This window comes from Georgenia yuyongxinii (genome assembly GCF_006352065.1).
In the GTDB taxonomy this organism is placed as follows: Bacteria; Actinomycetota; Actinomycetes; order Actinomycetales; family Actinomycetaceae; genus Georgenia; species Georgenia yuyongxinii.
The window spans coordinates 439,320-465,346 of the sequence record NZ_CP040915.1 but is presented as its reverse complement, the minus strand read 5'-3'; the positions used below and the strand labels follow the sequence as shown (position 1 = coordinate 465,346).

Here is a 26,027-nt window from a genome sequence, read left to right as displayed (position 1 = left end):
GAATCAGCGCGCCGGTCCGGCGCGGGCGTTGGCGCGGGCCACCAGCACACCGTCGGACTGCCCGAGGACGACCACCCGGGCGCGGACCTCCACGACCGCCCCGCTGACCGTGCACCCGGCGGGCTCGGCGTCGTTGGCCTCGACCACATGCGCGGCCACCGTGCACGGGTCGTCGATCGAGCCACCTGCTCGGTGAAGGGCAGAGGCTGCGGCGAGCGCGGCGAGGTCCGCGGCGCTCTGGGCGGTACCGCGGGCATGCACCGCCCGGGCGAGACCGACGACCGCGACGGTAAGGATGACCAGCACCACGACGAGCGCCAGGCCGAGCACCGTGCCCGACCCGCGCTCCCTGCCGTCACCGGGGCGCGACCCTGGCTGTACCGTCCGCCCGTCCCGTTCGGTCCGTCCGGTCCCCATTTCGCCCGCGCGCATCACGGCGCCCCCGGCTCGGGCACGGCCCTGGCAGTCGCCCGGGCCACCAGGTCGGTCAGGCGGAGCGGGCCCGGCAGGTCGCGCGCGACCTCGACGACCACGAAGGGGCCGTCGCTCGCGACCCGCACCGACGCCCCCTCGCCGGCGAGCCTGGCGGTCATGTCGATGATCACCGTGTGCGGCTCTCCGAGCGCCACGGCCCGCGCCCCGGCACGGGCGGCGTCGGCGACGCGCACCTGGGTCAGGGCCGCGCTCGCGGCCGTGAGCAGGGCGAGCAGCAGCAGCACGACTCCCGGCAGCACGATCGCCAGCTCGGCCGTGACGCCGCCTCGCTCCCGCCGGCCGTGGCCACGGTCCCGGGGCGCATGGGTGGCGGCCTGGGACCGGCCGCCCGGCGGCGGGCAGGCGAGCCCGCCCACCGCCGGTGAGGACGCGGTCATCCCAGGCCGAGCGCCGAGCGGATGAGGTCGGAGATGAGCTCCCGCACCCACTCGCTCTTCAGGATCGCAAGCAGGACGCCGGCCAGCGATGCGGCCGCCACGGTCCCCACGGCGTACTCGGCCGTCGCCATGCCGGCCTCGTCCTGCTTACGGAGGCGGGCGACCCGCCGCCCCAGTGACGTCCGGGCCTGCCCCCACCGCCGTCGAATCGTCATCGTGCTCCCCTTTCTCCGGGGCGCTGGGGCCCCTTGGTGCCGGTCGGGCTGGTGCCGAACCGTTGCCACCGAGGTTGCTGGACGCGGGGGGATCGCCGTCGACCCGGCCGAGCCGGCTGTGGACGGGGTGGCATGAGACGCAACGGTCCGCCGCGTCAGCGCCAGAGTCGCGCGCGCTGTGGATCGAGACGGCTCGGCACGGCAGTGTCTGCATTGATGCCGCGGCCGAGCGTTCACCCGCCGCGCAGGCGGGTCTGCGCCGGGTCAGGCGTTCCCCGGCCAGGCGTGAATTGCCTGTTCTCCCAGCATGAGCGCCCCGACGGCGAGCATCGCGATGCCGGCGACTCGCGAGATGATGGCGTTCAGGCGCGGGCGTGGGCCGAAGACGCGGTCTGCGAGGTAGCCGAGCATCGTGTAGAACACGGCCGCGAACGCGATGAACACAGCTCCCAGCACGGCAAGCTGTGCCGGCATCGGCCAGGGGGCAGAGGGACGCGCGAACTGCGGAAGGATCGCCAGGAAGAGCAGCAGTGCCTTGGGGTTCAGGGCCGTCACGCCGATTCCTCGGCGGATGAACGCCCCCCAACAAGGAGTGTCGTGGGCGGCGGCACCTGCGGGCGCCGCGGTGCGCGCGGACCTGAGAATGCCGATGCCGAGATACGCCAGGTACCCGGCGCCGGCGATCGACAGCGTCGTCAAGATGACCGGCTGCGCGGCGACCACGGGGCCGACGCCGAGCGCGACCGCCGTGGTGATGAGCGCATAGCCGATCATCAACCCGGTCACCGCCGGTAGGACGACACGGTTCCGGGTGCCGGCCGCAAGCACGAACACCCAATCCGGACCGGGGACCGCCACCATCGCCGCTGCGATGCCGCTGAACATCGCGAGTGCTGCCGGTTCCATCACGCCCCCTTCCGTCCTTCGGAAGGCTACGGAGGAACTGCCGCAAGGTGCTCCGCAAATCCTCGCCCGAAGCCGCATTTACGGGCAGAATTCACTGCATGGATGATCTTGACCGGGAGATTCTTGCGGTGCTGCAGGAGGAGGGGCGAATCAGCCTCACCGATCTGGCGTCCCGGGTGGGACTCACGCTGTCTCCGACCCATCGTCGGGTGCGTGACCTGGAACGCGGGGGTGCGATCCTCGGCTACCGCGCGGTCATCGACCCGGTTCCCCTCGGGCTTGGCTTCGAGGCGTTGGTCTTCGTCACGATGCGCCAGGAGGACCGGGAGACGCTCATGGCCTTCGAGGCTGCGGTCCGGAACGTGCCGAACGTGCTGCAGGCCCAGCGCCTCTTCGGTGACCCCGACTATCTGCTGCGAGTACGGACCGCGGACCTCGATGCGTACGCCCAGCTGGAGGACGACGTGCTGTCCACACTTCCCGGGGTGCAGCGCCTCAACTCCACCCTCGTCATGAAGAACCTCGTCACCGACCGTCCGTACCCGACCCGGCCACGATGACGGCATCCGCATCGCCTGCCGCTCACTCACCCGAGCAGCCCCCCGCCCGCGGCGAGGACGACAGGCACGATGCCCAGGAGCACGAACGCAGGGAGGAAGCACAGTCCCAGGGGCAGCACGAGGCGCACGCCGAGCCGCGCGGCCGCCTCCTGGGCGTGCTGCTGACGGTCGGCCCGAACGGCAGCCGCGGCGCGGCGCAGCAGCGGTCCCGGCGCGGCGCCGTCCTGCCAGGCCGGCTCGAGGGCGTCGACGAGAGGACGCAGCCCGGGCGGCGTCATCGCCCAGGCCTCGGCCCACGGCGCGCCAAGGAGTAGAGCCGATCCCGCCTGCCGTAGGGCGGGTCCGACGGCGCCCGCCGGCGCCGTGCCCATCGGGTCCACGGCGCGGCCGATCGCCTGGAGGGTGCCGGGCACGGAGGCCCCCGCGCCGAGCGCCGCGTCGGCGAGATCGAGCAGGACGGCGACGTCGACCCCCGGCGGGACGCGGATGGCCGCCGCCCGTGCGTCCCGTGCGGTGCGGGCACGGGTCCGCCGGACGAGGGCCGCGCGGCCTGGCAGCGCCCACGGCAGCACACTCAGCAGCGCGAGCACCATGAGGATCACCGGGCGCCGCCCAGGTCGGCGGCCGACGACGCGGCCCGGTCCAGGGCCGCCACCCAGCGGCGCCCGGCCACCATGAGTGCGAGCCCGAGCACCAGGCAAGCGGTCCCGCCGCGACCGTCCAACAGCACTGCCAGCGGGTCCGCCCCGACGGCGATCCCCAGGCCGAGGCCCAGCAGCGGCAGCCACCCGAGCAGCCGAGCGGTGGCCCGTGGACCGGCCAGCGCAACGGCGCGAGCGGTGCGGGCGTGGCCCGCCTCGGTGAGTCCCTGCGCGCACCGCTCGAGCACCTGCGCGAGCGGTGCACCGAGCTCGTGGGTGAGCCGGCAGGCCGCGAGCGCACCGGGGAGGGCGGCGAGCGCCGCCGTGCTGAGCGCCGTGCGGCTACGGCCCGTGACGCGCCACCGTCGGCCGCGGCCGCCCGCCCGCCCGCTGGGAGGCGCGATGACATCTCGCCGAGGAGATGACATCTCGCGGGTGCGGGTGGGGGCGCGGGAGGAGGTGACGGCGAGGCGTTCGAGCGTCACTGGCACCCCGCCGTCGCCCAGGACAGGTCCAGCCCGGTCGCGCTCCTCCAGCCCCATCCGGGCGAAGGTCTCGGCCCACGCCTTCTCGACCGTCACCCCCGTGCGCAGCCGGGTGGCCACCTCCGTGACGAGCACCCCGAGGTCCAGGTCCGGCTGAGCCGGGTGGCGCGAGCTCGGGCGGACGCGCCACCGCCCGGCTGCCCAGCCGGGGCCGGGCGTGCGGGACCGTGAGCTTCGCGCGGGAGCCAGCAGCAGCCAGGTGGCCGCGGCCACCAGCACCGCGACGGCGGCCGCGGCTGTCATGGCGATCCTGCTGTGTGGCGGCCGGGGGACCGGGACGCGCCGTCCGGCTTGAGGCCCGCGCCGCCGTCCGGCTGATCCTTCGTGCCGAGCCGGCGAGCCAGTCGCTCCCAGCCGGGGCCCGTGTGCACAGCCCCAACACCGTCGACTGTGAGTGCTGGCGTGCACACCAGCTCCCCGCCGGCCCGGCTCAGCACCCCGATCTCGACCAGGCGCCGCACGCCGCCGGTGCGGCGCAGGTGGAGCACGGCGTCCACGGCGCTGACGGCCTGGGCGGCCACGGTGGCGGTGTCCATCCCCGCCAGCGCCCCCAGCGCCACCAGCCGCGCCGGGACGTCGGCCGTGGCGTTGGCGTGCACGGTGGCCCAGCCGCCGTCGTGCCCGGTGTTCAGGGCACCGAGCACGTCGCGCACCTCCGCGCCGCGGCACTCCCCGAGCACGAGCCGGTCGGGCCGCATGCGCATGGCGGCGCGCACGAGGTCGCTGAGCGGGACCTCCCCCACGCGCTGGACGTTGGCCCGGCGGACCTGCAGATGCACCACGTGGGGGTGCGCCGGGCGCAGCTCGGCGGACTCCTCGATGCACACGATCCGCTCGTCGGCCCGCACCAGGGACAGCAGCGAGGCCAGAAGGGTCGTCTTGCCCGACCCGGTCGCTCCGGAGACGAGCACGTTCGCCCGGGCGGCCACGAGCCCGCGCAGCACCGCTTCGGCGGCGGCGGGCACGGTGCCGCAGGCCACCAGCTCGGCGAGGGTGAAGGTGCGGGTGCGGTGGGTGCGCAGCGAGATGAGGGTGCCGCCCGCCGACAGCGGCGGGAGCACGGCGTGCAGGCGCGTGCCGTCCGGAAGCGACCCGTCCACCACCGGGCTGGCATCGTCCAGGCGCTGCCCGCACGCCGCGGCGAGCCGGGTGGCCAGGGCCCGGACGGCGGCGGCGTCGGCGAGGGCACCGCTCGCGCGGACGCGCTCGAGGCCACGCCCGCGGTCCACCCACACCCCGTCGGCACCGTTGACCAGCACGTCGGTGACCGCGGGGTCGTCGAGCAGCGGCTGGATGAGCGGTCCGGCGCCGCGCAGCTCGACCCGCACCGCGGCGTCCAGCCGCAGCAGGCTGGTGGTGCCCAGGCCGTTGCCGAGCGCCTCGGGCACCGAGGCGCCCCGTGCCAGCGCGGAGCGCACCTGGGAGAGGTCGGGGGCGCTCACGGCCCCAGCCCCAGCCGGGCCACGAGCCCGCGGGCGGCGGTGCGCAGGTGCCCGCGGCGCTGGTCGCCCGGGCTCAGGCCCTGCTCGATGCCCGCCGCGAGGGCACGTTCGTCTCGCATGGTCGCCGCCAGCGGCAGGCCGGCCGCCTCGGCCAGCTCGGCGGCGTCCCCGCCCTCGCCCGCCGCCGCACGCATGACCAGGTGGGCCCGGCCGTGGGCGACGAGCAGCGGGGCCGCCGCGAGCACCGCCGCCCCGCCGCGCACCCCGCTGCGCCCGAGCAGCACCACGTCCGCGCACCACCGCAGCCACAGGTCCCCGGCGGGCCCGGCGGCCAGGACCTGGCGGGGCAGGTCGAGCACGACGACGTCGTGGCCCTGGCCGAGCGCGCGGACCGCCGAGCGTGCCACGCGGTCCAGGGGCGCGCCGCCGCGCCGGTCCCCGGAGAGCACCCGCACGAGGTGCCACTCGGGCAGGGCGAGGGCGAGGCGCTGTGGCAGGATCGCGCCCGTCTCGGAGCCGAGGTCGGCCCACCGCTGGCCGGGGTCGTGCTCGACCCCGAGCAGGACGTCGAGCCCGCCGCCCGCGGGGTCCATGTCCACCACCGCGGTGGCCGAGCCGGCCCCTGCGGCAGCGCGGGCGAGCGTGGCGGCCAGTACGGACGCGCCGGCTCCGCCGTGCGCGCCGACGACCCCGACGGTGTGCGCCCGGTGCCGCGCACCGACGGCCACCATGAGGTCGAGGAGCACCTCCGCCTCGCCGGGGAGCACGACGACGGCGGGCGCCGCCGCGCCGTCGGGCATGGTGGCGAGCCGGGCCGGGTCCACCCGCACCCGCAGCCGCCCCGGCCCACCGACCTCGGTCAGCACCAGCGCCGCGGCGACCTCCTCCCCGGCCGGGACGACCACCACCTCGGTCCCGGCGAGCTCCGCGAGGCGCCGCACCTGCGCCGCGACGGTGTCGTCCGCGCCGTGCAGTGCCACCTGATGTTCCCGGTACATCGCCCACCCCCTGGGACCAGGGTGGGCCGGCAGGTCCTGGGCGCGCTCACGGGTTGTGGAGAACCGGGACGCACCGGTCGAGGGACGCGGCGGACGGTCCTCTGCGACAGTGTGGCCATGCGGATCACCCACCTCGGCCACGCGTGCGTGCTGCTGGAGACCGGCACAGCACGTCTGCTGCTCGATCCCGGCACCTACGCGGAGGGTTTCGAGTCGCTGCGCGACCTCGACGCCATCCTCCTCACCCACCAGCACCCCGACCACGCCGACCCGGCGCGGCTGCCCGGCCTCGTCGGCGCGAACCCGGGGGCGCGTGTGCTGTGCGACCCGGACACCGCGCCGCTGCTCGCGGATCACGGCATCGACGCGCACGTCGTCACGCCCGGTGAGCACCTCACGGTCGCGGGCGCGACGATCGACGTCATCGGCGGCACCCACGCCGTCATCTACGCCGACCGGCCCGGCTGCACCAACGCCGGCTACATGATCGACGACGGCGCGTTCGTCCATCCCGGCGACTCCTTCGCTGACCCGGGCCGGCCCGTCGACGTGCTGGCGGTACCCACCAGCGGGCCGTGGCTGAAGGCGGCGGAGTCGGTGGACTACGTGCGGTCGGTGCGCCCACGGGTGGCGGTGCCGATCCACGAGCGGGCGATGGCAACCACCCGGCTGGTGTACGCGGTGCTCGCAGACTTCATGCCGGAGGGCACCACGTTCCGCCCGCTGGAGCCGGGCGCGCCGACGGAGGTGTGACCGGGCCATGAGCGCGGAGCCTGCGAGCGCTCCCAGAGCGGCGTTCTTCGACCTGGACAAGACCGTGCTGTCCACCGCCTCATCGGTCACGCTCGCCCGGCCGCTGCTCGCCGCCGGCCTGCTCACCCGGGCGGACCTGCTGCGCTCTGCCGCGGCGCAGCTGGGCTACGTGCTCGTGGGCGCTGACCGGCGGCGCAGCGAGCGGGTGCGCGAGCAGCTGTCCCTCATGGTCGACGGCTGGGAGGAGCCCCGTTTCCGCAAGGTCGTGGAGGGGGCGCTCAGCACGTTCGTCCAGCCCCGCGTCTACCGGGAGGCGGTCGAGCTCATTCAGCGCCACCACGACGACGGCGCGGACGTGGTCGTCGTCTCGGCGTCGGCCGAGGACGTGGTGCGCCCCATCGCGGCGATGCTCGGCGCGGACGAGGTCATCGCCTCGGCCATGGAGGTGGTCGACGGGCACTTCACGGGCCGCGTCGCGCGCTACGTCTTTGGCCCCGCGAAGGCGGACGCCATCCGTGCCCTCGCCGCGCAGCGGGGGTACGACCTGGCCGCCTGCGCCGCTTACTCCGACTCGGTGACGGACCTACCGATGCTCGAGGCGGTCGGCCACCCGGTGGCCGTCAACCCCGATCGGGCGCTGCGCCGCACCGCGGTGGCGCGCGGCTGGCCGGTGCACCACTTCGCACGTCCTGTGCCCTTGCGCACGTGGTGGACCCGGCCCCTGCGGGTCGGTGCGGGGAGCGCCGTTGTCGTCGGGCTCGTCGCCGCCGGGGCGACGGTCCTGCGGCGGGCGCACCGGGCCCACTGAGGGTCAGCGGGGCTGGACGCGGCCGGCGAGCACCGCCGTCGCCACCTCCGCACCCGCCTGACAACCGGCGACGACGGCGTCCGCCTGGAACGTCAGCCAGGCGGCCACCCCCGCCGGGGTCCCGGAGGCGTACCCGGCGAGTGCCCGCCGGTACCGCCCCGGATCGGCGGCCGCGTAGGTGTCGAGCACCGCCACCCCGGTGGGCTCGAGCCCGGAGCGGACCGCGAGGAGCCGCGCGACGACGCGGCCGAGCTGGCCGTTGCCGACCAGGAACGGTCGTAGCGTGACGATCTCGGCGTGGGCCACCGCGACCCGGGCCAGCGCGGGCGCGTCCCGGGCCTCGAGCACGGCACGCAGCGCCGCCAGGCGCACCTCGAGCTCCTCACCGACCGGCGCCCCGTCGATTCCGTCGGGCCCCGGTTCACGAGGCCGCTGGTCCGCGCTGCGGGGCCGTCCCACGGCCGCATCCGGCACCGCGCCGGCAAGGGCCAGGTGCGCGGTGAGGTCGCGGTGCAGCCCGGCGAGAAGCTCGGCGGCCGGGACCGCCGGCGCGGTGCCGCGGCCACCGAGGTCGCCGAGCAGCTCGCCAACGTGCGCCTGACCGCGCCACGCCGCGAGCGCGAGAGCCTCGCCGGGGCCGGTCGGTGGCCCGTCCGCGGGCCGGTCGTCTGCGGAGCGGTCAGATGTCGAGCTCGCGGGCCGGTCGGACGCGGCGTGCATGGTGCGCGCGGCGCCGGAGGCCACCTGGGCGCGCAGCCAGCCGGACTCCACCCGTGCGCCCGCCAGCGCGGCATCGGCGACGGCGGAGCGCACCGCCGTCTCCGCCCGCGCCTCCCGCCAGCGCCGGCGCAGCCCCTCGTGCCAGCGCAGCGCCGCGCTCGCCTCACGGGCCCGGTCGGCCGCCTCCGTGACACCGTCGAGCTGGGTGAGCGCCGCCAGGGCGGTGTGCACGTCGGTCATGGCGCCAGGGTACGGAGGGCGGACGACGGCCCCGCGCGCGCGGCCCACGGCAGGACGGCGGGCGGCCCCTCCCGCAGCCGGCGAGGGACGGCCGTCCGCGGCATCCCCGCCTGCCGTGTGACCGTCCCGTGGAACGTCACCGTCCCGTGGAACACTGACGGAGATCTGAGCCGAGGAGTGGGGAGCATGCGGTGAGCGCTGCGCAGCCGGACACACCGCTGAGCCAGGTCGGCGAGCCTCCCTCCCGGAGAGGTGCGCACATCGTCGGCGCCTTCGTCGGTCTGGTGCTCGCCCCGCCGGCCATCGTCTCCCTCGCCCACGGCGCCCAGGAGCTCATGGCCAGCCCCGCCGGAGAGGTACCGCTCGGAGGCTGGCCGTGGCTGGCCCTCGGCACCGTCCTCCTCGCCGGCATCGCTGCCACCGCGGCGTTCGCCTCGAGCCTGGCACTGGTGGTGGCCGGGCTGTGGGCCTTCCTCCCGGGCCTGGTGGGCGGCGCGCTCACCAGGCCGCTGCTCACCGCTCCGGGGCCGCTCGAGCTGCGATCGGCGGTGTCCGTGCTCGCGTTCAGCGGCGTCCTGCTGGCGGTCGGCGCCGCGCTTCTGGGCGCGGCACTGGGCGCGCACCTCGCCCGTCGAGCGGGGCGACACCAGGAGCAGGCGGACGCGGCGCCTGAACCGACCGTCCTCGACCAGGACGACGAGACCGCAGCCTCGCCGCCGCCTCCCCTGCCCCCGCCGTCGAGGATGTGGGCCCACGTGCTCGTCGCCGTGTTCTCCCTGGCCCTGTCGCCCGCGACGATCATCCTGCTCGGCCGCGGCGCTGGCCGTCTCAGCCTCGAGCTGGGCGTCCAGGGGGGAGGCCAGCCGTGGCAGGAGCCGTCCTTGCTGTTGGCGTGCGCGCTGCTCGTGCTGGTCCTCGCACTGGTGGGCGTGTCCTCCCTCGGCGCTCAGCTGGCGGGCTGGTTGATGTACCTGCTGCCTGTCGCGGTCGCCGCGTTGGCCATCGCCGGGCAGCACTGGGCGCTCAACGTGATGCTGCGCCTGGACAGCGCGGTCGGCGTCGTGGCGATGCTCGGCACCGGCGGACTGGCGATATTGGGGCTGGTGCTGGTGCTCGGCGGAGCGGCCGGGCACTTCGCGCGCCGGACCGGCCGGCGCCTGGAGCGGGCAGAACGGGCCGTCCCGGTGGCCGGCTGAGGGCCGCACGACGGTTGCGGCGCGGCGCCCGGGGGCCGTTGCCCTGGTCTGGGTACCGTGGCAAGGACCAAGGAGGCCCGCGTGACCACGTCAAGCCCTGCACGCCCCGACGACGCCGACGGCACCGCCCCGGCGGAGGCCACCGGCCAGGCTGACGACGGCCTCGGCGACGGCGCGGCGGCGCCCACCCGGCGCGAACTCCTCGGCGGCACCGATCGGGACGACCTCGAGTCGACCGCGGTACGCCGCCAGCGGTTGCTGGGCCTGCTCGACGAACCCACCCGTGCCGACGAGGTCGCTGGCGAGGTGACCGGAGCGGGCGACCGGGCTGACGCCCCGAGGGTCGCTGACCAGCCGTTGACGGTTCTGGGTAGCGCGGCCGCCGGGGCCAGCACCACACAGACCCTCACCGGGCGGGCCATAGCGTCGACCACCGGAGGGTCGACCGACGTCGAGCAGGCCGGCGTCGAGCAGGCCGGCGTCGAGCAGGCCGGCGTCGAGCAGGCCGGCGTCGAGCAGGCCGGAGCGCGCGCCGGCCGGTGGAACCCCGTCGCCGCCGGCTCCCCCGAGCCTGCCCCGGCGAACGGCTCCCCCGCGGCGCCGCCCGCTCCGCACCTGCGCGCCCGGTGGCTGGATGACCCCGACCCCACCGACGTCGCCCTCGCCGGCGCGGAGCAGGCCCGGCCGCGCTCCCGGACGGCCGCGCACTGGTGGGGTCTGGCGCTCAGTGTGGTCCTGGCGCCGATCGGGTGGTTCCTCCTGACCGATGCAGGCGCCCGCCTCGCGTCGGCGCCCGGCGCGCTCGACCCGGTGGGCCTGGCCGAGCTGACGTGCGGTCTGCTGGTCGCCGCGGTCGTGATCCTCACCGCCCGGTGGTCCTCCCCGGGTGTCATCGTCGTCGGGGCGGTCACGTTCCTCGCCGCCGCACTGTTCCTGGCCTTCCCGGTCGACGCCGGCGACCTGCTCCGCCCGGCGCTGGACGAGCTGCACGGGCGTGGCAGTCTCGCCGGCAACCTCGCCACCCACCTGGTCGCGGACCTCGAGAGCGGGCGGCTGGCTGCGTCCGGGCTGTTCCTCGTGCTGCTCGGGGTCGTCTCTCACGGTGCCCGCCGGCAAGGCCGCAGCGAGGAGCGCACCCGCCGTCAGCTCGCCCGGCGCGACCTGCCCGGCCGTGCCGCCCGGCACGGTGCCCGCTGACCCGACCCTCCGCCGTCGTCCGGTCGCCCCCCCACGCTCCGCCGTCGTCCGGTCGCCCGCCCACCCCACGCTCCGCCGTCGTCCCGCGACAAGGCCCCCCACCTCCGGCTCCCACAAGCACCGCAGAGACAAAGGTGGGCAGGCTGTAGTCCTCGGGCCCAACTTCGCTATGTTGCCTCGGGAGGTTGTGAGCCACGGCACACGTGGCCGCCGCCTCGGACGACCAGCGCAACCAACGGAGGGCCCCCGATGTCCCAGCACGACACCGCCGCCAGCGAGGGCGGCCTGGAAAACCTGCTGCACGAGGGGCGGTCGTTCCCGCCCAGCGCGGAGTTCGCCGGCCGGGCCAACACGGGCCCGGAGATGTACGAGCGGGCAGCGGCCGACCGGGAGGGCTTCTGGGCCGAGCAGGCCCGCGAGCTGCTCACGTGGTCGACCGACTTCTCGGAGGTGCTCGACTTCTCCGGTGCCCCGGTGGCGCGCTGGTTCGCCGACGGCCGCCTCAACGCCGCATACAACGCCGTCGACCGGCACGTCGAGGCCGGGCTCGGCGACCGGGTGGCCATCCACTTCGAGGGCGAGCCTGGCGACACCCGCACCCTGACCTACGCCGACCTGAAGGACCAGGTCTCCCGGGCGGCGAACGCCCTGGCCGAGCTCGGAGTGCGCACCGGTGACCGGGTGGCGATCTACCTGCCGATGATCCCCGAGGCGGTCGTCGCGATGCTGGCCTGCGCCCGTCTCGGCGCCCCGCACTCGGTGGTCTTCGGTGGGTTCTCCGCCGAGGCCCTGCACAGCCGCATCGTCGACGCCGACGCCCGGGTGGTCATCACCGCCGACGGCGGCTACCGGCGCGGCAAACCCAGCGCCCTCAAGCCCGCCGTCGACGAGGCCCTGGCCAAGGGTGGCCCGGTGGAGCACGTGCTCGTGGTCGAGCGCACCGGCCAGGATGTGCCGTGGACCGAGGGCCGCGACGTGCGCTGGGCGGACGCCCTGGCCGCCGCCGCCCCCGAGCACGAGCCGGTGCCCGTCGAGGCCGAGCACCCGCTGTTCATCCTCTACACCTCCGGCACCACGGGGCAGCCCAAGGGCATCTTGCACACCACCGGCGGGTACCTGGCGCAGTGCGCGTTCACCCACAAGTACGTCTTCGACCTCAAGGCCGAGTCCGACGTGTACTGGTGCACCGCCGACATCGGCTGGGTCACCGGCCACAGCTACGTCACCTACGGCCCGCTCATCAACGGCGCCACCCAGGTGATCTACGAGGGCACACCCGACACCCCGGACAAGGACCGGTGGTGGGAGATCGTGGAGAAGTACAAGGTCTCCATCCTCTATACCGCGCCCACCGCGATCCGCACCTGCATGAAGTGGGGGGCGGAGTTCCCCGAGCGGCACGACCTGTCCTCGCTGCGGGTGCTCGGTTCCGTCGGTGAGCCCATCAACCCCGAGGCGTGGATGTGGTACCGGCAGACCATCGGCGCCGGCCGCACCCCCGTGGTGGACACCTGGTGGCAGACCGAGACGGGCGCCATCATGATCTCCCCGCTGCCCGGGATCACCGCTGCCAAGCCCGGCTCCGCACAGACCCCGCTGCCCGGCATCAGCGCCGAGGTTCTCGACGAGCGTGGCCAGCCGGTGCCGGACGGCGGCGGCGGCTACCTGGTCCTCACCGAGCCGTGGCCCGCGATGCTGCGGGGCATCTGGGGCGACCCGCAGCGGTTCCACGACACCTACTGGTCCCGCTTCGAGGGTATGTACTTCGCCGGCGACGGCGCCAAGAAGGACGACGACGGCGACATCTGGCTGCTCGGGCGCGTGGACGACGTCATGAACGTCTCCGGCCACCGCCTGTCGACAACGGAGATCGAGTCGGCGCTGGTGTCCCACCCCGTGGTGGCCGAGGCCGCGGTGGTCGGCGCCAAGGACGACACCACCGGCCAGGCGGTCGTCGCGTTCGTCATCCTGCGTGCCGACGAGCAGCAGCGGGTCGCGCAGATCGGTGAGGACATCGTGGCCGAGCTGCGCGCGCACGTGGCCAAGGAGATCGGTCCGATCGCCAAGCCCCGCTCGATCCTCGTGGTCGCCGAGCTGCCCAAGACCCGATCGGGCAAGATCATGCGCCGCCTCCTGCGGGACATCGCCGAGGGCCGCGAGGCCGGGGACGTCACCACGCTCGCGGACTCCACCGTGATGGACAAGATCAGCCGCGGCATGCAGCGCTGAGCGGCGCTCGACGGCGGAGGTGGGCCCACCGAGCCCACAACGGTGAGGAAACGACTGGCCCAGGCGGTCGTTTCCTCACCGTTGTTCCCACCCGAGGCGGGGGAGGCTGTTCTCACCGCGGACTCGACGCCGGCAACGGGGTTGTTCTGGCGGTGGCGGGGCTCCCGCGAGCCGGACCTGGGAGCGGGTCCCGGGTCGGGGTGCCTAACCTGACCCTGTGTCCATCCCCGCCGACCCGACGAGCCTGCGCGCCTACCGCCGCTGCGAGGTCGCGAAGGCTGCCAGGGACACGGTCGCGGTCGGCATGGGGTACCTCCCCCTGGGGGCCGCATTCGGCGTCCTGCTCGTCACGAGCGGGCTGGCTTGGTGGTGGGCGCCGGTATTCTCGGTCCTCATCTACGCCGGGTCGATGGAGTTCCTCGCGATCGGGCTCGTCACCGGCGGTGTGGGCCTGGCACAGGTCGCCGCCACCACGTTCTTCGTCAACTTCCGGCACGTCTTCTACGGCCTGAGCTTCCCGCTGCTGAAGATTCGCTCCGCCGTCGGGCGGCTGTGGGGCGTCCACATGCTCACCGACGAGGCGTACGCGCTGCTGGCCACCAAGCCGCAGCACGGCATGACCGGCACCCGGGTGCTGGCCACCCAGATCCTCTGCCACATGTACTGGCTCACCGGCTCCACGACCGGGGCGCTGCTCGGGGCCAAGCTGGGGCTCGACGCCGAGGGGCTGGGCTTCGCACTCACGGCGCTCTTCGTGGTGCTCACGATCGACGCTTTCCGGGTCGCTCCCGACCTGCCCACGCTCGTCGTCGCGCTCGCGTGCGCCGGCCTGGCCCTGCTGGCGGCGCCCGGCGGAATGCTGGTGGTCGCGCTGATGGCGTTCGTCGTCGTGCTCGGGGCCCGGTTCGCCGTGGGCGCCCGGAAGGACGGCGCACAGGGGACCGACGAGCACGGGAACGACGCCAAACGGACCAACGCCGAGCAGACCGCCTCACAGCAGACCGGCACCCCTGCCGCGGCCCGGAGGGAGGCTCCCGATGCCTAGCCCCGGCCAGATCGTGCTCACTCTGGTAGTGATCTTCGCGGTCACCTACGCCCTGCGGCTCGCCCCGTTCCTCGCCCTGCGCCGGGTGCGCGACTCCGCGCTGGTCACGTTCCTCGGCCGCACGATGCCGTTGGGGGTGATGGCCATCCTCGTGGTCTACACGCTCTCGGCCGTAGACCTCAGCACGGCCCCACACGGCCTGCCCGAGGCGATCGGTGTCCTGGTCACGGCGGGGCTGCACCTGTGGCGGGGCAACGCGATGCTCAGCATCGTCGGCGGCACCGGCTCCTACATGGTGGCGCTGGCGTTCCTCTGATCGTCCGGTGACCCGCTACCGTGCCTGACGTGGTAGCCGATCCCAGCTGTGTGCTCGTCCCCGGACCGTGGGAGCACCGCAACGTCCCCGCCAACGGCGCCCAGTTCCACGTGGTGCTGGCCGGGCCGGCCGACTCTCGGCGCCCGTTGGTGGTGCTGCTGCACGCCTTCCCGCAGTTCTGGTGGGCGTGGCGCCAGCAGATCCCGGCGCTGGCCGAGGCCGGCTACCGGGTGGCGGCGATGGACCTGCGCGGGTTCGGCGGCTCGGACAAGCCCCCGCGCCGCCATGAGACCGCCGTCTTCGCCCGCGACGTCGCCGGGGTGATCCGCTCGCTCGGGGCCGCGGACGCCGTCGTCGTCGGGCACGGCTTCGGTGGCACCGTCGCGTGGTCCATGCCGTCCTTCGCGCCGGGTCTGACCCGCGCCGTCGCCGTGCTGGCCAACCCGCACCCGCTGCCCCTGCACCGGCTCGGCAACAAGATGCCCGTGCGGGCGCTGGCCACCCTCGCCCGTTTCCAGGTGCCGTGGTTCCCCGAGCGCGCACTGCGCGAGGGCACCCTCGTGGCAGACCTGCTGCGGGAGTGGTCCGCCCCGGGGAATGACGGCGCCACGTCGCAGGCGCCGCGCTACACCGAGGCGATGGGGCTGCCGTTCGCCGCGCACAGCGCGATGGAGCACTTCCGCTGGCTGGTGCGGTCGACGCCCCGGACGGACGGGCGGCGCTACCTGGCCGCGGTCAGCCGACCGGTGACGGTGCCCGTGCTCAGCGTCCGCGGCGCGAGCGACCGGCTGCTACCTGCGCGTACCTTCGCCCGCGACGCCGAGTTCGTCACCGGTCCGCTGCGCGAGCACGTGGTGGCCGGCGCCGGGCACTTCCTCCCGGAGGAGGCACCCGAGGAGGTCACCGACCTGCTGCTGGCCTTCCTCGCCACGCAGCACGACGCGGCCGACGGGCGGGAGATCTCCTCCTCCCGCTGAGCCCTCGAGGCGCCCTACTCCCGTTGAGCCCGCGGCTCAGCCGGTGACCAGCGCCTGGGCGCGCTCGGGGTCGGTCTCGCCCTCGCCGTAGGACGGGCACAGCTCGGCCAGGACGCAGGCTCCGCAGGCGGGCTTACGGGCGTGACACACCCGCCGGCCGTGGAAGATCAGCCGGTGACAGGCCATCGTCCACTCCTCCGGCGGGAGCAGCTCGGCGATGCGCGCCTCGACCTTGACCGGGTCCTTCTCCCCCGTCCACCCCAGCCGGCGGGCCAGGCGGCCCACGTGCGTGTCCACGGTGATGCCCGGGATGCCGAACGCGTTGCCGAGGACGACGTTCGCCGTCTTGCGCCCCACCCCCGGCAGCCTGACCAGCTCCTCCAGGGTGGCGGGCACCTCACCGCCGTGGTCGGCCACCAGGGCGGCGCCGAGGCCCTGAACGGCGGCGGACTTGGACCGGAAGAACCCCAACGGCCGCAGGATCTCCTCCAGGTCCTCCCGGCGGGCGGCGGCATAGGCGGGTGCGTCCGGGTAGGCCGCGAACAGGATGGGCGTGACCTGGTTGACGCGCACGTCGGTGGTCTGCGCGGAGAGCACGGTCGCCACCAGGAGCTCGAGCGGGGAGGTGAAGTCCAGCTCGCACCGGGCGTCCGGCCATGCCTCGGTAAGGAGCGCGTCGACCGCGGTGGCCTGTTCTCGGGCCGCCTTCTTCGAGCGGGGCCGGCGGGACGCGGGGGTCATGGCGCCCAGCGTAGAGCGGCGCGCCCACCCGGTTGGCGTGTGTCCCCGCTCACCTGGGTGGCAGGATGGGCCCGGGTGCGGCGCCTCCGGGCCCGCAAGAGAGTGCAGTCAGACGCCCGCCGGCAGATGGGACACACCGTGGAACAGAATGTGATCGGCTCCGTGCCGCTCTTCGAGGCTCTCGACGAGCAGGACCAGGCCGCGCTGCGCAGCCTGATGAGCGAGACCTCGCTCCGGCGCGGCGAGACCCTCTTCAACGAGGGCGACCCGGGTGACCGCCTGTACATCCTCACCGAGGGCAAGGTGAAGCTCGGGCACACCTCACCTGACGGTCGCGAGAACCTCCTCGCCGTCCTCGGCCCGGGCGAGCTGCTCGGCGAGCTGACCCTGTTCGACCCGGGCCCCCGCTCGACGACGGCGACCGCGGTGGCTCCCACCCGGCTGCTCGAGCTCGAGCACCAGGACCTCATGGAGTTCCTCGAGGGCCGGCCCTCGCTCGCCAAGCACATGCTCAAGGCCCTCGCCCAGCGGCTGCGCCGCACCAACGAGTCGCTGGCCGACCTGGTGTTCTCCGACGTGCCCGGCCGCGTGGCCAAGGCCCTCCTCGACCTGGCGGACCGCTTCGGCGAGATCACCGACGACGGCGTCCACGTGCCGCACGACCTCACCCAGGAGGAGCTCGCCCAGCTGGTGGGCGCCTCCCGCGAGACGGTCAACAAGTCCCTGGCGGAGTTCGTCTCCCGCGGCTGGATCCGGCTCGAGGGCCGCGCCGTCCTGCTGCTCGACCTCGACCGGCTGCGTCGCCGCGCCCGCTGACTCCCCACGAACGACGACGGCGCCCCCTCAGGTGAGGGGGCGCCGTCGGCGTTTCGTGGTCGTGCGGCCTGAGCGTCGAGTGTGGTCAGCGCACCGCGACGACGATCTCCACCTCGACCGGGGCGTCCATCGGCAGGGCGGCCACACCGACGGCGGAGCGGGCGTGCGCGCCGGCGGCACCGAAGATCTCGCCGAGCAGCTGCGAGGCGCCGTTGATCACCCCGGGTTGTCCGGTGAAGGACGGCTCGGAGGCGACGAAACCGGTCACCTTCACCACCCGTTCGATGTTGTCGAGCCCGCCGGCGGCCTCAGCGGCGGCCGCGAGCGCGTTGAGCACGCACGTGCGGGCGGCCACGTTGGCGTCCGCCGGGTCGACGGCGTCCGCGGAGTCGCCGACCCTGCCGGTCACCGTCAGGTTGCCGTTGACGAGGGGTAGCTGCCCGGAGGTGTACACCAGGTTCCCGTGCCGCAGCGCCGGGACGTACACGCCGGCGGGCCGCGGCACCGGCGGCAGGGTCACGCCGATGTCGGCCAGCCGCTCGGTGGCGCTCACTTCTCGCCCTTGGGCCGCTTGAGGTAGGCCACTAGGTTCGCCGACCCGGTCGGGCCCGGCACGACCTGCACCAGCTCCCAGCCGTCCTCACCCCACTGGTCGAGGATGGCCTTGGTGTTGTGGGTGAGCAAAGGAATCGTCGCGTACTCCCATGTGGTCATGGCGTCATCCTAAGCAGCGCCGTCCGATGCCCCCGTGTGACGGAGCGCGGAGCAGCGGCGCGCAGGGCGAGCGCACCAGCCCGCGTGAACGACGCCGAGGAACTGGTCGGCTCGACGACCAGTTCCTCGGCCACGTCACACCGGCCACCCATCCGTGAGATCACGCCCCGGTCAGTGCGCCGCTCAGGCCAGCTGCACCCGCGTACGAGCGAGGATCCGCGGGGCACGCTGTGCGCGCAGCTCGGCGATGAGCTCGTCGTCCTCCTGGCGCAGCCAGCCCGCCCAGTCCGTCACTTCGGGGTAGCGCCGCAGCAACGCGCGCCGCTCTCGTTCCGTCAGCCCTCCCCACACGCCGAAGCTCGTCTGCGAGCTCAACGCGTCGGCGAGGCACTCCATCCGGACCTTGCAGCTGAAGCACAGCTCACGAGCGACGCGCTGCGCGGCGCCACGGACGAACAATGCGTCGGGCTCCCCGGTCGCGCACGCCGCCCGTGAAGCCCACGTCTGATCCTCGTTGTCCCACATGGTTCCTCCTACGTCCCAGAGACAAACGAGCCCGTCTGGTGGTCGACAGCCGGGTCTCACCCGTCCGGTGGTCGTCGGACGGTATTTGTCTACGGGTGACGTTATCCGGTGTGAGGGGAATCACGGAAGCCCCTAGACGAAAATTGGCGTGTCCTGCCGACACGTCACATCAATTGCGTGGTACCCAGAACGTCTGCCCTGGTCAGCATGGCGGCGGTGACCGAGGAGCCGGCGGGATTTCCGTCGTCGCGTAAAGCCGGCCGACGGTCGGCTTTACGCGCGCCGGGTGCGGTGCCCGGCGGACCGGCCGCACGTTGCACCTGATCGATGTCGGACGGGCCACGTACCCTATGTCTATGTCGCCAGCACCGTCGTCCTCCGGCCGCACCGTGAAGCCGATGCAGCTGCTCTCCATGCTGCTGGCGTTCCTGCTCGTCGCGGGCCTCGGTGGCGTGCTCACCGCCGGCCTGCTCATGCCCGCGGTGGGGGCCATGGGCACCGTCAGTACCGCGTCGACGGACCTCTTCGAGGACCTGCCCAGCGAGCTGGCCATTCCTGAGCCGTCCGAGCAGAGCGTCATCCTCGCCGCCGACGGTTCGACGATCGCCACCTTCTACGCGGAGAACCGCATCGTGGTGGGGCTGGACCAGATCTCCCAGCACGTACGCGACGCCGTCGTCGCGGTGGAGGACCGCCGCTTCTACGACCACCGCGGTATCGACCCCGAGGGCATGCTACGCGCTGCCGTCAACAACATCGCGGGCGGCCAGCTGGAGGGCGCCTCGACGCTGACGCAGCAGTACGTGAAGAACGTCCTCATCGAGGCCGGCCGCGTGTCCGGGGACGACCAGGCCATCGCGGAGGCCACGGAGACGTCGATGGGCCGCAAGCTGCGCGAGGCGCGCTTGGCCATCGGCCTCGAGCAGCGCGTGCCCAAGGACGACATCCTGGAGGGCTACCTCAACATCGCCCAGTTCGGCCCGTCACAGTACGGCGTCGAGGCGGCAGCCCGGCACTACTTCAACACCTCCGCGGCGGACCTGACCATCGCGCAGTCCGCGATGCTCGCGGGCATCACCCAGTCACCGGCACGATGGGACCCCGTCCGCAACCCGGAGAAGGCCCAGGAGCGACGGAACGTGGTGCTCGGCACCATGCTGGACCAGGACTTCATCACCCGGGCCGAGTACGACGAGGCCGTGGCGATCCCGCTGGCGGACATGCTCGACATCCAGAGCGCGCCCAACGGGTGCGCGGCGGCGGCGACGGCCGCGTACTTCTGCGAGTACGTGGTCAAGGACCTGCTCAACAACGAGAGCTGGGGCAAGGACCGCGCCGAGCGTCAGCAGATGCTCTACCGCGGTGGCCTGGTCATCCACACCACGCTGGACCGGGCCAAGCAGCAGGCGGCCTACGAAGAGGTCACCGCCTCCGTGCCGGTGAACGACCCCTCCGGCGTCGAGATGGCGATGTCCTCGGTGGAGCCGGGCAGCGGCAAGATCCTCGCGATGGCCCAGAACACCAACTACGGCAACACGACCGAGACGGACCCAAGTGCCACGAAGGTCAACCTCAACGTGGGCCTGGGGCACGGCGGCGGCGTCGGCTTCCAGTCCGGCTCCACCTTCAAGGTCTTCACGCTCATCGAGTGGCTGGAGACCGGCCACTCGCTCAGCGACATGGTGGCCTCGAACAAGCGCTCCTTCCCGCGTAACACCTGGACCATCTCCTGCGCACCGGAGTACAAGGACAACTACAACAACGCGACCAACGTCGAGGGCGTGCCCAGCGCGCCGATGATGTCCGTCCTGGAAGCCACCCGGATGTCGGTGAACCTCTCGTACATCGAGATGGCCAACCAGATGGACATGTGCGGGATCATCGACAACGCCGAGAAGATGGGCCTGCGGCTCGGCAACGGCGGCGACCTCCTGCCCAACCCGGCCGCCGTGCTCGGCACGAACACCGTCACGCCACTCGGGATGGCCAACGCCTTCGCCACGCTCGCCGCCGGCGGCACCTACTGCACCCCGGTGGCCATCACCGCGGTGCAGGACCGCGACGGCAACGATGTGACAGTGCCGCAGTCGAGCTGCACCCAGGTGATCGAGCCCGATGTCGTCAACGGCGTCAACCACGCCCTGCAGCAGGTGGTCTCGCCGCAGCGGGGCTCCACCGGGATCCGGGCCGTGCTGCCCGGCCGGCCCGCGGCGGGCAAGACGGGGACGGCGAACGACGACGCGCACGCGTGGTTCGTGGGCTACACCCCGCAGCTGGCGACGGCGGTGTGGATGGGTCACTCGAACGCCGACATCTCGATGATGGGCAGCGTCATCAACGGGGTGCGGAACCGGTGGGTCTACGGCGGCTCCTTCCCGGCCCAGACCTGGCAGCGGTACACGACCCGGGCACTGGAGGGGCAGCCCGTGGAACAGTTCGCCCAGGCAAGCGCCCGGCAGGTCTTCGGCAACCGTGTCCCGGTGCCGAACGTCGTGGGCCGTCCGGTCGACCAGGCGCAGGCCATCTTGCAGCAGAGCGGGTTCAACGTGAGCCTCGGCACCCCGGTGCCGTCGGAGTGGCAGGCCGGCGGCGTGGCGGCGACCTCCCCGGCCGCCGGGGCGCGCGTGACACCCGGCATCACGGTAACGATCGTGCCCAGCTCCGGTCCGGCCACCCAGCCGGCCCCGCCGCCGCCCGCCGATGCCCCCGCCCCCGGCGGCGACGGCGAGGGTAACGGCGGCGGCAACGGCGGCGGCGGGCCTGCCCCCACGTCGGTTCCGCGCCCGGAAGACTTCTTCCCCGACGACTTCCCGTTCAACTAAGGTGGCGGTGCCGCGCCGCCCCGCCGTCGGGCGGGCTCTCGCAGCGCTCGCCCTCGGCGGGCTCGGCTGGGCGCTGACCGAGGCCAGGCTGTACACCCTGCGCCGGTACAGCCTGCCGGTGCTGCCGGCCGGGGCCCCACCCATCCGCGTTCTGCACGTCTCCGACCTGCACCTGACACCCCACCAGCGCGACAAGATCGCGTGGGTCCAAGCGCTCGACCGGCTCGAGCCCGACTTCGTGGTGACGACCGGGGACAACATGGCGCACCGCGCGGCACTGCCCGCCGTGCTCGAGGCGTACGGCCCGCTGCTGGACCGGCCCGGCGCCTTCGTACTCGGCTCCAACGACTACTTCGCACCACGGCCGAAGAACCCGGCCCGGTACCTCCTGCCCGACGCGCGCACCGCGATACCTCCCGAGCCGGCCCGTCTGCCCTCGCAGGAGATGGCTCATGCCTTCCGCCAGGCGGGCTGGAACGACCTCACCAACCGCCGCGACACCGCCCGTGTGGGCGACACCGAGATCAGCCTCGTGGGCGTCGACGACCCCCACCTCGACCGCGACCGCTTCCCGGGCCCCCGGACGACCGCTGACGGCGTGACGGCCGGCGACGGCGTGACGGCCGCCCACGCAGGTTCCGGTGGTTCGCCGGCGAGCCGTCTGCACCTGGGCGTCACCCACGCGCCCTACGTCCGGGTGCTCGAGGCGATGCGCGACGACGGGTGCGACCTGGTCCTCGCCGGCCACACCCACGGGGGGCAGCTGTGCTTGCCGTTTGCCGGGGCGCTGGTGACCAACTGCGACCTGGACCGCTCGCGGGCCAGCGGCCTCCACGGGTGGCCCGGACCCCGGCCGGACGGACCCGGCGGGGCTGGGTCCGTGTGGTTGCACGTCTCAGCCGGCCTCGGCACCAGCCCGTATACGCCGGTCCGTTTCGCCTGCCGGCCGGAGGCGTCGTTGCTCACCCTCACGCCGCGCGCCTGAGGTGGCGTCGGTCTCATCCGGGCCGGCCGGTTTCACGGACGGGGCCTGCCTCGGTTAGTCTGATCCGGTTGCACCGGGGTGTGGCGCAGCTTGGTAGCGCGCTTCGTTCGGGACGAAGAGGTCGTGGGTTCGAATCCCGCCACCCCGACTGTGGTGACAAGAGGCCCCTGGCCTGCGGAGACGCGGACCAGGGGCCTCGACTGTTCCGGGTTCCGTGAGAAGGTCCTCCGCGGGCCGCACTCGTGCCACGAGGTTGGCTGTCGTGGACCAAGGGCGACGACATCCCCGGCGGTAGTGTTCGGCCCGACTACATGGGTCTCGTCGAGGGAGGCACCGCATGATCCGAGTGGTGATCGCCGACGACCAGGACCTCATCAGGGTCGGGCTCCGCACGATCCTCGAGGCCGAGGACGACATCGTGGTCGTCGGCGAGGCCGAGAGCGGTCCGGCCGCGGCCCGCGTCGCGGCCGCCGCGGGGGCCGACGTGGTCCTCATGGACGTCGAGATGCCCGGCGGGGACGGCATCGCCGCCGTGCTGGCCGTCATCTCGGAGAGGCCTGCTGCGCGCGTGATCATGCTCACCACGTTCGACCTCGACGACTACGTGGCCGACTCGCTGCGTGCGGGCGCCTCGGGGTTCCTGCTGAAGACGACGCCACGCACCGAACTGGTGGCGGCGATCCGGCGCGTGCACCAGGGCGAGCTGATGTTCGCTCCGACGGTCACCCGAAGGCTCGTCGAGACCTTCGTGACGGCCCCGTCGAGCAGGTCGGCCGAGCGGACGCTGCGTGAGCTCACAGAACGCGAACGCGATGTCTTCCTGGAGCTCGCCACCGGCGCGAGCAACGCTGAGATCGCTGCGCGGCTCTACCTGGGCGAGGCGACAGTAAAGACACACGTCACTCGCATCCTCGCGAAGCTCGGGGTGCACGACCGCATCCAGGCGGTCGTGCACGCCTACGAGTCGGGAGTGGTCCGCCCCTCAGGCGATCGAATCTGAGGGCTCGGGCTGGGGCACGACATCAGCCCGCCGCCCACTGCGGCCGACCGACACCGTGCCGCGCCAGCCGAGGAGCGCGTACCCGCAGTACGCGAGCGCCTCACCGTAGCCGGGGTGGCCCCACGGCGAGCCGAGCGCGTCCAACGCGAACGCGGCGACGAGCGCCAGGGGGGCAGCGGCGAGCAACCATGCGGAGGGCGAACGGTCGCCCTGCACGAGCAGCGTGAAGCCGAGGGCGCCGGGCACCACGAGGGTCACGAGGAATCCGACACCGAGAAGAATCTCGACGATGTCGACCGCGACGCCCGGGAGGAACGCGGACACCAGGAACCCGAGGCCCATGAGTGTCATGCCGACGATGCTCAGCCAGCGCAGCCCCTGCCGCCACGGTCGACGGTGGAAGACGGGCCCCGCGACAGTGAGCAGCACGACGACCGGCGCGAGGTAGGCGATCCCGTGGATGACGTTCACCAGTCCCTCCCAGAACGGACCTTCGAGATGGCTGCCGGCCCCGTTGCGGTCGGAGGCGAGCGAGACGCCCGTCAGGGGGTAGGCGAGCGCGTCACCGATGGCGAGTGCGGCGAGCAGGAGGGTGCAGACAAGGGCGACGGCGTTGGTGCGGGACATGGCGATCCTTTCGTTGTCCGGTGGCACCACAAGGGTCGGCCGGACCGTCGTCGCAGCGGATCCCCCGCCGCAACCACGATCCACTCGCTGCGGGAGTGGTCGGAGCTCGCGGCGCGGATGATGCGGGGTCCTCCTCGCCGACGGTGTGTGGTCCGGCCCCTCTCTCCTACGCTCCGACCATGAAGGACGCGCTCCGGTTCCGTACGCCCTGGCTGGCTGCGGCCGGATGCGCCCTCGCCACTGCCGTGCTGGTGGCGTCGGAGTGGTTCGTGGGCGACCGCGACGCACCGCCATCCACCGCGCTACTGCTCGCGGTGCCCATGACGTTCGGCGCCGTGCTGCTGCTCTGGGTGCAGCCATGGCTCGGCGCGCTGCTGACCATCGTCGGGTACGGCCTCACCACCAGCAGCGCCGCTTGGATGCCCGGCGTCCTCGTGACCTTCTTCATGGTGGGTCGCCGGGAACCCGCGTGGCGAGGCTGGGCGCTGATCTTCGCGGCGATCGCCGCCTTCGCGCTGAGCCGGTCGTCGGCCTTCGATCTGTTCGCCGACACGGCCTACGGCGTCGTCCTGTTCGGAGGACTCTGGGCACTCGGCCGGGCGGTTCGGTACCGGTCGCAGCGCGCCGCGGCGGCCCGGGTCGAGGCCGAGCGAACCGCGGCCGAGGACCCGCTGGTGCTCGCCGCCGTGGCCGTCGCTCAGGAGCGGGAACGCCTGGGCGGCGAACTCGTTGTCGTGGTGCGCCAGGCGGTTTCGACGATGCGCGACGATGCAGGGCGAGCCGCGTCAACCCTCGACGGGGACGACATCACCCGTGTCGCCACGCGCGGAACCGCCGCCGTCACGGACATGCGCCGGATGCTCGGACTGCTGCGGGATCCCGCTGATGAGGAAGCGACGACGGCGAGGCACCACCTCCGCGGGCCTCGCCGGTCACCGGGCCGGCTCGGTTGGGTCGACGCCCTCAGCGGAGCTGTCATCGGTGCGCTGGCCATGGCGGAGATCGTCACCGCACCCGAGTTCAGCGGGTATACCGGCGACCCGATCACGCTCTTGCCGTTGCTGCTGCTGGGAGCGGCCATCGCGGTGCGCCGCCGGTGGCCGGTGGCATCCGCTGCCCTCGTCGTCGCGACTCTGACCTCGTCGCTGTTGCCTGGCGCGGCGAGCACGATAGTGACAGCCCTGCTGCTCGCCCTCGCGCTGCTCGGATGGACCACCGGATCACTCGGCCGACGATCCGTGTGGATCGCATTCGGCTGCACCCTGACCGCCGCTGCCGTCGTCGTCGCGCTGACCGACCCATCGAGCGTCCCTACCCTCGCGGTGCCCATCGCGGCCGCCGCGACGGGACGCGCGTGGTCGCTGCGCGAGAGCGAGCAGGAGGCCCACGAGCGGCGCACCCGGGAGCACGCGACCGCACTCGATGCCGCGACCACTCAGGCGCGACAAGAGGAGCGGCGCCGGATCGCGCTCGAGCTCCACGACGTGACCAGCCACGCCCTTGGCGTCATGGTGCTGCACGCCGGGGCCGCTGAGGCGACCTTCGTCGACCACCCGGAAGTCGCACGCGCTGCCCTGGACCAGGTGGTCGCCACCGGCGAGGAGGCCCTCGTCGAGCTCGACCGGCTCGCCGCAACGATCGGCGCGTCGCCCGACCCGTCCGTCGGTGCCCCGCTCGAGGCGCGGATCGTCGCACTCGCCGACCGGATGCGGGCCGCGGGCCTACGGATCGACGTGTCGGTCTCGGCCGAACCCACGGATCCGGCGGTCGCCCACGCCGTCTATCGGGTGGTGCAGGAGGGGCTCACCAACAGTGCGCGGCATGCACCCGGTTCACGAGTGTCGGTGCGCGTCGAGGGTATGGACGACGACCTCGCGGTGAGCGTCGAGAACGATGCCCCCAGGGGAGCACCCGCCGGGGCGGGCTCCGGGTTCGGGCTGGCGGGGGCCGCCGAGCGCATCCGCACCATGGGCGGCGGCCTCGCCGCCGAAGCGACCTCGGCGGGCGGATTCCTGCTGCGCGCGCGGCTCCCTCAGCGGCCCGATCGCGCCGTGCCCCGCAGGGGCTTGGCTGTCAACGGGGGCCGCGGGCCAGACCGCTCGGAGTAGCGGCCACGGCTCTCCGCCCGCTCGGCCAC

The 26,027-nt window shown here is 73.6% G+C and carries 28 protein-coding genes and 1 tRNA gene; 15 read left to right on the top strand and 14 right to left on the bottom strand.

The genetic code is table 11. The features are described 5' to 3' along the window. Positions 1-3: 3 nt before the first annotated feature. The 4 genes from FE374_RS02095 to FE374_RS02080 form a co-directional block, all read right to left on the bottom strand. Positions 4-417: an Rv3654c family TadE-like protein gene (locus FE374_RS02095; protein ID WP_139931242.1), complete on the bottom strand. Its 414-nt coding sequence runs from the start codon at positions 415-417 to the stop codon at positions 4-6. 14 nt (positions 418-431) lie between these two features. Then, complete coding sequence (locus FE374_RS02090; RefSeq protein ID WP_139927020.1) at positions 432-872, bottom strand: TadE family type IV pilus minor pilin; 441 nt, start codon at positions 870-872, stop codon at positions 432-434. Continuing rightward, positions 869-1,087, bottom strand: a complete 219-nt coding sequence (locus FE374_RS02085) for a DUF4244 domain-containing protein (RefSeq protein WP_139927019.1) — start codon at positions 1,085-1,087, stop codon at positions 869-871. The genes FE374_RS02090 and FE374_RS02085 overlap by 4 nt, the downstream gene beginning before the upstream one ends. A gap of 264 nt (positions 1,088-1,351) precedes the next feature. Beyond that, the gene (locus FE374_RS02080) at positions 1,352-1,993 is read right to left on the bottom strand and encodes a LysE family translocator (RefSeq protein ID WP_139927018.1); all 642 of its coding nucleotides are present in this window, start codon (positions 1,991-1,993) and stop codon (positions 1,352-1,354) included. A gap of 98 nt (positions 1,994-2,091) precedes the next feature. Between FE374_RS02080 and FE374_RS02075 the strand changes: the two genes are divergently transcribed. After that, positions 2,092-2,553 carry an Lrp/AsnC family transcriptional regulator gene (locus FE374_RS02075; RefSeq protein WP_139927017.1) on the top strand — a complete coding sequence of 154 codons (462 nt, stop codon included), beginning with the start codon at positions 2,092-2,094 and terminating at the stop codon, positions 2,551-2,553. A gap of 26 nt (positions 2,554-2,579) precedes the next feature. Here the strand turns inward: FE374_RS02075 and FE374_RS02070 are convergent, their stop codons facing one another. Genes FE374_RS02070 through ssd form a run of 4 tightly spaced genes read right to left on the bottom strand, consistent with a single transcriptional unit; the run spans position 2,580 to position 6,161 of the window. Next, complete coding sequence (locus FE374_RS02070) at positions 2,580-3,146, bottom strand: type II secretion system F family protein (RefSeq protein WP_139927016.1); 567 nt, start codon at positions 3,144-3,146, stop codon at positions 2,580-2,582. 5 nt (positions 3,147-3,151) lie between these two features. Further along, positions 3,152-3,982, bottom strand: a complete 831-nt coding sequence (locus FE374_RS02065) for a hypothetical protein (protein WP_139927015.1) — start codon at positions 3,980-3,982, stop codon at positions 3,152-3,154. Continuing rightward, on the bottom strand, positions 3,979-5,181 hold the full coding sequence (locus FE374_RS02060) for a TadA family conjugal transfer-associated ATPase (protein ID WP_139927014.1): 1,203 nt from the start codon (positions 5,179-5,181) through the stop codon (positions 3,979-3,981). The genes FE374_RS02065 and FE374_RS02060 overlap by 4 nt, the downstream gene beginning before the upstream one ends. Further along, entirely contained in the window at positions 5,178-6,161 is a 984-nt protein-coding gene (gene ssd, locus FE374_RS02055; RefSeq protein WP_168205542.1) for a septum site-determining protein Ssd, read from the bottom strand. Before ssd ends, FE374_RS02060 begins: the two co-directional genes overlap by 4 nt. Positions 6,162-6,296: 135 nt before the next feature. On the opposite strand from ssd, the gene FE374_RS02050 reads away from it, so the two are divergent. Together FE374_RS02050 and FE374_RS02045 are read left to right on the top strand one after the other, a co-directional pair. Beyond that, positions 6,297-6,932 carry an MBL fold metallo-hydrolase gene (locus FE374_RS02050; protein ID WP_139927012.1) on the top strand — a complete coding sequence of 212 codons (636 nt, stop codon included), beginning with the start codon at positions 6,297-6,299 and terminating at the stop codon, positions 6,930-6,932. A gap of 7 nt (positions 6,933-6,939) precedes the next feature. Next, positions 6,940-7,740, top strand: coding sequence for an HAD family hydrolase (locus FE374_RS02045; RefSeq protein WP_139927011.1), 801 nt, complete (start codon positions 6,940-6,942; stop codon positions 7,738-7,740). Positions 7,741-7,743: 3 nt separating this feature from the next. On the opposite strand, the gene FE374_RS02040 is transcribed toward FE374_RS02045, so the two are convergent. Then, positions 7,744-8,700 (bottom strand): Fic family protein, encoded by a 957-nt coding sequence (locus FE374_RS02040; protein WP_139927010.1) that lies wholly within the window; start codon positions 8,698-8,700, stop codon positions 7,744-7,746. 191 nt (positions 8,701-8,891) lie between these two features. Here FE374_RS02040 and FE374_RS02035 point away from each other — a divergent pair, with 191 nt between their 5' ends. From FE374_RS02035 to FE374_RS02010, 6 genes are all read left to right on the top strand, one after another. Beyond that, positions 8,892-9,896 (top strand): hypothetical protein, encoded by a 1,005-nt coding sequence (locus FE374_RS02035; RefSeq protein WP_139927009.1) that lies wholly within the window; start codon positions 8,892-8,894, stop codon positions 9,894-9,896. 81 nt (positions 9,897-9,977) lie between these two features. Further along, positions 9,978-11,093, top strand: coding sequence for a hypothetical protein (locus FE374_RS02030; protein WP_139927008.1), 1,116 nt, complete (start codon positions 9,978-9,980; stop codon positions 11,091-11,093). 249 nt (positions 11,094-11,342) lie between these two features. Continuing rightward, positions 11,343-13,322, top strand: coding sequence for an acetate--CoA ligase (acs, locus tag FE374_RS02025; RefSeq protein WP_139927007.1), 1,980 nt, complete (start codon positions 11,343-11,345; stop codon positions 13,320-13,322). A gap of 304 nt (positions 13,323-13,626) precedes the next feature. Beyond that, complete coding sequence (locus tag FE374_RS02020) at positions 13,627-14,367, top strand: AzlC family ABC transporter permease (RefSeq protein WP_139931239.1); 741 nt, start codon at positions 13,627-13,629, stop codon at positions 14,365-14,367. Beyond that, entirely contained in the window at positions 14,360-14,683 is a 324-nt protein-coding gene (locus tag FE374_RS02015) for a branched-chain amino acid transporter permease (RefSeq protein ID WP_139927006.1), read from the top strand. Before FE374_RS02020 ends, FE374_RS02015 begins: the two co-directional genes overlap by 8 nt. A 29-nt stretch (positions 14,684-14,712) precedes the next feature. Next, positions 14,713-15,660: an alpha/beta fold hydrolase gene (locus FE374_RS02010; protein ID WP_139927005.1), complete on the top strand. Its 948-nt coding sequence runs from the start codon at positions 14,713-14,715 to the stop codon at positions 15,658-15,660. Positions 15,661-15,696: 36 nt separating this feature from the next. On the opposite strand, the gene nth is transcribed toward FE374_RS02010, so the two are convergent. Further along, positions 15,697-16,401: an endonuclease III gene (nth, locus tag FE374_RS02005; RefSeq protein ID WP_139927004.1), complete on the bottom strand. Its 705-nt coding sequence runs from the start codon at positions 16,399-16,401 to the stop codon at positions 15,697-15,699. 126 nt (positions 16,402-16,527) lie between these two features. On the opposite strand from nth, the gene FE374_RS02000 reads away from it, so the two are divergent. Then, positions 16,528-17,217, top strand: coding sequence for a Crp/Fnr family transcriptional regulator (locus FE374_RS02000; RefSeq protein WP_139927003.1), 690 nt, complete (start codon positions 16,528-16,530; stop codon positions 17,215-17,217). An 85-nt stretch (positions 17,218-17,302) separates the two neighbouring features. Here the strand turns inward: FE374_RS02000 and FE374_RS01995 are convergent, their stop codons facing one another. From FE374_RS01995 to FE374_RS01985, 3 genes are all read right to left on the bottom strand, one after another. Continuing rightward, positions 17,303-17,770, bottom strand: a complete 468-nt coding sequence (locus FE374_RS01995; protein WP_139927002.1) for a RidA family protein — start codon at positions 17,768-17,770, stop codon at positions 17,303-17,305. Beyond that, positions 17,767-17,931 carry a DUF4177 domain-containing protein gene (locus tag FE374_RS01990; RefSeq protein WP_139927001.1) on the bottom strand — a complete coding sequence of 55 codons (165 nt, stop codon included), beginning with the start codon at positions 17,929-17,931 and terminating at the stop codon, positions 17,767-17,769. Before FE374_RS01990 ends, FE374_RS01995 begins: the two co-directional genes overlap by 4 nt. 183 nt (positions 17,932-18,114) lie before the next feature. Then, the gene (locus FE374_RS01985) at positions 18,115-18,456 is read right to left on the bottom strand and encodes a WhiB family transcriptional regulator (protein WP_139927000.1); all 342 of its coding nucleotides are present in this window, start codon (positions 18,454-18,456) and stop codon (positions 18,115-18,117) included. 356 nt (positions 18,457-18,812) lie between these two features. On the opposite strand from FE374_RS01985, the gene FE374_RS01980 reads away from it, so the two are divergent. The 4 genes from FE374_RS01980 (at position 18,813) to FE374_RS01965 (ending at position 23,263) form a co-directional block, all read left to right on the top strand. Continuing rightward, positions 18,813-21,278, top strand: a complete 2,466-nt coding sequence (locus tag FE374_RS01980; protein ID WP_168205541.1) for a penicillin-binding protein — start codon at positions 18,813-18,815, stop codon at positions 21,276-21,278. Positions 21,279-21,285: 7 nt separating this feature from the next. Beyond that, positions 21,286-22,263 (top strand): metallophosphoesterase, encoded by a 978-nt coding sequence (locus FE374_RS01975; RefSeq protein WP_168205508.1) that lies wholly within the window; start codon positions 21,286-21,288, stop codon positions 22,261-22,263. Between the two features lie 74 nt (positions 22,264-22,337). Beyond that, positions 22,338-22,411: transfer RNA gene (locus FE374_RS01970), tRNA-Pro, on the top strand. 189 nt (positions 22,412-22,600) lie between these two features. Continuing rightward, on the top strand, positions 22,601-23,263 hold the full coding sequence (locus FE374_RS01965; RefSeq protein WP_139926997.1) for a response regulator: 663 nt from the start codon (positions 22,601-22,603) through the stop codon (positions 23,261-23,263). Here the strand turns inward: FE374_RS01965 and FE374_RS01960 are convergent. Further along, entirely contained in the window at positions 23,246-23,890 is a 645-nt protein-coding gene (locus FE374_RS01960) for a hypothetical protein (protein WP_139926996.1), read from the bottom strand. The genes FE374_RS01965 and FE374_RS01960 overlap by 18 nt on opposite strands. A gap of 179 nt (positions 23,891-24,069) precedes the next feature. Here FE374_RS01960 and FE374_RS01955 point away from each other — a divergent pair, with 179 nt between their 5' ends. Then, positions 24,070-25,998, top strand: a complete 1,929-nt coding sequence (locus FE374_RS01955; RefSeq protein ID WP_139926995.1) for a histidine kinase — start codon at positions 24,070-24,072, stop codon at positions 25,996-25,998. Positions 25,999-26,027: the final 29 nt, after the last annotated feature.

Bases quoted from the DNA above. Each gene is read 5' to 3' on its own strand.
- FE374_RS02095 (WP_139931242.1), bottom strand. From the start codon at position 417: ATGGGGACCGGACGGACCGAACGGGACGGGCGGACGGTACAGCCAGGG.
- FE374_RS02090 (WP_139927020.1), bottom strand. From the start codon at position 872: ATGACCGCGTCCTCACCGGCGGTGGGCGGGCTCGCCTGCCCGCCGCCG.
- FE374_RS02085 (WP_139927019.1), bottom strand. From the start codon at position 1,087: ATGACGATTCGACGGCGGTGGGGGCAGGCCCGGACGTCACTGGGGCGG.
- FE374_RS02080 (WP_139927018.1), bottom strand. From the start codon at position 1,993: ATGGAACCGGCAGCACTCGCGATGTTCAGCGGCATCGCAGCGGCGATG.
- FE374_RS02075 (WP_139927017.1), top strand. From the start codon at position 2,092: ATGGATGATCTTGACCGGGAGATTCTTGCGGTGCTGCAGGAGGAGGGG.
- FE374_RS02070 (WP_139927016.1), bottom strand. From the start codon at position 3,146: ATGGTGCTCGCGCTGCTGAGTGTGCTGCCGTGGGCGCTGCCAGGCCGC.
- FE374_RS02065 (WP_139927015.1), bottom strand. From the start codon at position 3,982: ATGACAGCCGCGGCCGCCGTCGCGGTGCTGGTGGCCGCGGCCACCTGG.
- FE374_RS02050 (WP_139927012.1), top strand. From the start codon at position 6,297: ATGCGGATCACCCACCTCGGCCACGCGTGCGTGCTGCTGGAGACCGGC.
- FE374_RS02045 (WP_139927011.1), top strand. From the start codon at position 6,940: ATGAGCGCGGAGCCTGCGAGCGCTCCCAGAGCGGCGTTCTTCGACCTG.
- FE374_RS02040 (WP_139927010.1), bottom strand. From the start codon at position 8,700: ATGACCGACGTGCACACCGCCCTGGCGGCGCTCACCCAGCTCGACGGT.
- acs (WP_139927007.1), top strand. From the start codon at position 11,343: ATGTCCCAGCACGACACCGCCGCCAGCGAGGGCGGCCTGGAAAACCTG.
- FE374_RS02020 (WP_139931239.1), top strand. From the start codon at position 13,627: ATGGGGTACCTCCCCCTGGGGGCCGCATTCGGCGTCCTGCTCGTCACG.
- FE374_RS02015 (WP_139927006.1), top strand. From the start codon at position 14,360: ATGCCTAGCCCCGGCCAGATCGTGCTCACTCTGGTAGTGATCTTCGCG.
- nth (WP_139927004.1), bottom strand. From the start codon at position 16,401: ATGACCCCCGCGTCCCGCCGGCCCCGCTCGAAGAAGGCGGCCCGAGAA.
- FE374_RS02000 (WP_139927003.1), top strand. From the start codon at position 16,528: ATGGGACACACCGTGGAACAGAATGTGATCGGCTCCGTGCCGCTCTTC.
- FE374_RS01990 (WP_139927001.1), bottom strand. From the start codon at position 17,931: ATGACCACATGGGAGTACGCGACGATTCCTTTGCTCACCCACAACACC.
- FE374_RS01985 (WP_139927000.1), bottom strand. From the start codon at position 18,456: ATGTGGGACAACGAGGATCAGACGTGGGCTTCACGGGCGGCGTGCGCG.
- FE374_RS01980 (WP_168205541.1), top strand. From the start codon at position 18,813: ATGTCGCCAGCACCGTCGTCCTCCGGCCGCACCGTGAAGCCGATGCAG.
- FE374_RS01965 (WP_139926997.1), top strand. From the start codon at position 22,601: ATGATCCGAGTGGTGATCGCCGACGACCAGGACCTCATCAGGGTCGGG.
- FE374_RS01960 (WP_139926996.1), bottom strand. From the start codon at position 23,890: ATGTCCCGCACCAACGCCGTCGCCCTTGTCTGCACCCTCCTGCTCGCC.
- FE374_RS01955 (WP_139926995.1), top strand. From the start codon at position 24,070: ATGAAGGACGCGCTCCGGTTCCGTACGCCCTGGCTGGCTGCGGCCGGA.